The organism is Flavobacterium sp. I-STPP5a (assembly GCF_009764685.1).
GTDB lineage: Bacteria > Bacteroidota > Bacteroidia > Flavobacteriales > Flavobacteriaceae > Flavobacterium.
This window is the reverse complement of the sequence record NZ_VHLM01000045.1, coordinates 1-3,768: the sequence shown is the minus strand read 5'-3', so window position 1 is coordinate 3,768 and position 3,768 is coordinate 1. Positions and strand designations below refer to the sequence as shown.

6 protein-coding genes are annotated in these 3,768 nt (G+C 29.1%); all 6 read right to left on the bottom strand.

Annotation, left to right across the window (positions count from 1 at the left end; all coding sequences use genetic code 11):
• Window positions 1-72 precede the first annotated feature (72 nt).
• The 6 genes from FJV36_RS08225 to FJV36_RS08200 all read right to left on the bottom strand — a co-directional run bounded on the left by FJV36_RS08225 (window position 73) and on the right by FJV36_RS08200 (window position 3,586).
• On the bottom strand, window positions 73-321 hold the full coding sequence (locus FJV36_RS08225) for a hypothetical protein (RefSeq protein ID WP_158728263.1): 249 nt from the start codon (window positions 319-321) through the stop codon (window positions 73-75).
• An 89-nt stretch (window positions 322-410) separates the two neighbouring features.
• Window positions 411-710 (bottom strand): hypothetical protein, encoded by a 300-nt coding sequence (locus FJV36_RS08220; protein WP_158727741.1) that lies wholly within the window; start codon window positions 708-710, stop codon window positions 411-413.
• Window positions 711-722: 12 nt separating this feature from the next.
• Entirely contained in the window at window positions 723-1,358 is a 636-nt protein-coding gene (locus FJV36_RS08215) for a hypothetical protein (protein ID WP_158728266.1), read from the bottom strand.
• 302 nt (window positions 1,359-1,660) lie between these two features.
• Window positions 1,661-2,176 (bottom strand): hypothetical protein, encoded by a 516-nt coding sequence (locus FJV36_RS08210; protein ID WP_158728265.1) that lies wholly within the window; start codon window positions 2,174-2,176, stop codon window positions 1,661-1,663.
• Window positions 2,127-2,831, bottom strand: a complete 705-nt coding sequence (locus FJV36_RS08205; RefSeq protein WP_158728264.1) for a Mobilization protein — start codon at window positions 2,829-2,831, stop codon at window positions 2,127-2,129. The genes FJV36_RS08210 and FJV36_RS08205 overlap by 50 nt, the downstream gene beginning before the upstream one ends.
• Window positions 2,832-3,337: 506 nt before the next feature.
• Window positions 3,338-3,586 carry a hypothetical protein gene (locus tag FJV36_RS08200; protein ID WP_158728263.1) on the bottom strand — a complete coding sequence of 83 codons (249 nt, stop codon included), beginning with the start codon at window positions 3,584-3,586 and terminating at the stop codon, window positions 3,338-3,340.
• Window positions 3,587-3,768: the final 182 nt, after the last annotated feature.

Here is a 3,768-nt window from a genome sequence, read left to right as displayed (position 1 = left end):
AAAAAAACCTAACACAATATTGGTTAGGCTCTAACTGAAAGGGATTTTTATCCCTAAATAAAAATTAATTTCCTATTTCAAAAGAATGGTGGCATATAATCCCAATATCATTAACGAAAGGGTTATAAAAACGCCTAACATCCATCTTGATTGTTCTTTAAACCCTTTTTCTAAATCTTCTCTAGTAGCTAAATATTTTGTGTTGTGTTCTACTTCTTTTTCTATTTTAGATTCGATATAAGAAGTTAAACTTTGAGCAGTTTCTTTCCCTACTTTTTCAGTTAATAAAGAATAAAGTTCCGTTAATGTGATAGTACTCATTTTAATTGTTTTTTACAAAGTTAGTAATTTCCCTAAAGCTTCGCTTTTGGGCTTGTAGGTTTTTTTTAGCTTTTGGGAGGTCTAGCAAGTTAATCACTTAAAATATTAACTATATTTTTTTTGGACAAAATAACCTCGTTTTTTAATAATTCTAAAAGATTTTTTTCTATAATTTCGCTAATATTATTTAAAGAATAATTTCCGTTTTCACCTATAAAAGCTTCTAAACTTAAAAGTTTTTTTCTTGTTTCAGGAGTTAATCCATCTTGAAACAAAGGGAGTTTAGTATATCTTGATATTTCTAAATTAAAACCTTTTTTAGTTGAAGATATACTAATTTTAAAAGTAGCTTTTTGTCTTACTATTTTTTCGTTTTCTATTTTTATCATATTGGTTACTTATTAAATTTCATCAAAAGGAGATTCAGAAAGGTCTTCTATAGTAAATTTAGGTTTGATTTCTTTTCTTTCAAACTGTTTTATAGTGTCAAAAATTTCTCCAGTGTTTTTGTTTATTAAATCTAAATTCCCATCTGTATTGTATTGTTTTATATATGGCGATTCTTGTTCCATCAATGCCTTATGTTTGACTACATTTTCTCGGGAAGATTTGTTTTTAAAGGCAAATTGAGGATTTATGCAGTCATAATTTATTTCATATTCATATTTAGACATTCCATACTTCACTTTTATAACTACTTTCTCTTTTACTAATTTTTTTAAACCTGCTATAATACTTGGTTCAGAAGTTTTTAAAGCTTTTATTAATATTTGATTATTGATCAATATCTTATTTTCTTTATCCATTTGAGATAAAAAGAAAAACAAGATATTAGCTGGAATACCACTTAGTTTTAAAGACAGAATATAGCGCAAAAATTCTTGATTCACTATGCAGTAATCAGTATACATTCCTTTTAAATGATTGTTTTTTAAAAGTCCAGCAGTTACATTTTCTGCCTCTTCATTTGGAATTGAAAACTCAAGAGTTTTTGAAACCTCTGTTTGCGTTAATTTTATTGTAGATTTGGATTTCATATTACTTAAATTAATTTAAGTAAATGTATAAATAATTATAATAAAACTTAAAAAAATTTAAGTTTTATTATAATTATTTTTTCTTCAATTTTTCCTTAATTTTCCCCAAAAACTTAAATTTTTTTAAGTTAGACTTAAATTAATTTAAGTTAGACTTAAATTAATTTAAGTCGACCCCTTAATTCTAGTAGGCTGTAGAGGTTTTTCTATTGTATTGTATTACGCAAAGTGAATGGAATATTTTCGGCAACCCGAAAAAAGGTAGGTTTTCTTTCTTTTGGTAACATTGCAAGTTCAAAAATCTATTCAATTTTTTTGCTCCAATCTGGATAGTTTTTATCAATCAAATTTTGGCTTTTTTTAGTAGAAATATTATAGATCTGATTTCTGCCTTTAAAAACTCCTTTTTCGAATTCAGTTTTTTTCAAAGCTTCAATTTCTTTAAAAGCATTAATTCCGTAAACTGCTCCAGCAACAGCGATAAAAAAAGCAATTCCGCAGAACCACATCAAAAATTGAGTGGTTTTATCGTTAAAAACGATTTTAGTTTCTTTTTTTTCTAAAACTTCTATTTTTTCAGGAATAGAAATTTTTTGAAGTTTTAAATTAATCTCATTTAAAGTGTTTTTAAGCGCTTTTATTTCATCGGTGTTATAATTATGCTTTATTTCATAAGTTGGCTTAAAACTAGCTAAAACAACCTCAAAATGACTTAATTTTTGATTAATGCCGTTTTCAAATTCAGACAAATAAGTTTTAGCTACTTTTTTATTTTCTAGTTCTGCCTTGATTTGTTCCGATGTTTTTATTTCGCTCATTTTCTTGTGTTTTAGTGGTTCTTTCGTTTTTTATAGCTTGTCGAATATCCTTTTGCATTTTTTCGTCTAATTCGATTTTTAAAGATTTTTCTAATTGGTCTTTTAGGTGCATGAACCCCCTGTACTCTCGATGGTTTAAACTTAGGTTTTTACTGCCTTTCTCACCCCGTTGCATACTCAAGCATTCAGCTGTTAAAGTTTGTATGTCGGACATGTCCTCTTTGTTTAATTTTAGATTTCTTCCTTTGGAGTCTGTCCAGTCATAGACAACGTGAGCGTGGTAATTATATTTTTTAATTCCGTTTTCATCAACGTGTCCCTCGTCGTTATGAATGTGGGTTTGAAACGCATCAATGCCGTATTTTTCTTTCAGAGCATCGTTAAGTGAAAATAATCTCTCCAGGTTTGTGTCGTTATCGTTGTCGGGCAAAAGTATCACGGCTTCTCTTATCGGAGTTGCTTTTGCTTGCATCTTTTGTTTTACATTCTCGAGATAGTTTTTTTGAATTTGTTCAAACCGATCGGCAATTTTAGAATCGACAATATGAATATTGGCTGCACTATTTTCAATTAAATATTTTGGTGAAAATTCTCGAGTGTTGTGAGCTTCACTCGATGCGGTAACAGGTTTGAATTTTATAAAAGATTTTACCATAAAATTAAATTTATATTTTGTCCAGTTCTAACCGTCGGAGACCGTGCCCGTCGGGAGACTTCCCTCTGAAAAGAGCCCTCTACCCTGCAAGGGTAATAGTGGGCAATTATTACCCTAAATTTTAGAGTTATCGCGAAGGTATAAAATTTCTTTTCCCTTTTGATTTTTTAATCAAAATATTATCTACATTTGTGATGTCAGGGAGAAGGACAAAGAGGCAACGTGAGGACGACCTTGAGAAGCGCAAAACTGATGAGTCAAGCAAGAGCAATCCAATAGGGTTGCTTTTCTTTTTTAGACTATTCACTAAAAAAATACCCTCGATTTTTAAGGACAAATCTTTTTTGATTTGATCTTAAAAATGAGGATAGCGAAGCGATATAACAGTATAACAATGTAACATTTCATTAAACTTGCTAGACCTCCCAAAAGCTAAAAAAAACCTAACACAATATTGGTTAGGCTCTAACTGAAAGGGATTTTTATCCCTAAATAAAAATTAATTCCTATTTCAAAAGAATGGTGGCATATAATCCCAATATCATTAACGAAAGGGTTATAAAAACGCCTAACATCCATCTTGATTGTTCTTTAAACCCTTTTTCTAAATCTTCTCTAGTAGCTAAATATTTTGTGTTGTGTTCTACTTCTTTTTCTATTTTAGATTCGATATAAGAAGTTAAACTTTGAGCAGTTTCTTTCCCTACTTTTTCAGTTAATAAAGAATAAAGTTCCGTTAATGTGATAGTACTCATTTTAATTGTTTTTTACAAAGTTAGTAATTTCCCTAAAGCTTCGCTTTTGGGCTTGTAGGTTTTTTTTAGCTTTTGGGAGGTCTAGCAAGTTAATCACTTAAAATATTAACTATATTTTTTTTGGACAAAATAACCTCGTTTTTTAATAATTCTAAAAGATTTTTTTCTATAATTTCGCTAAT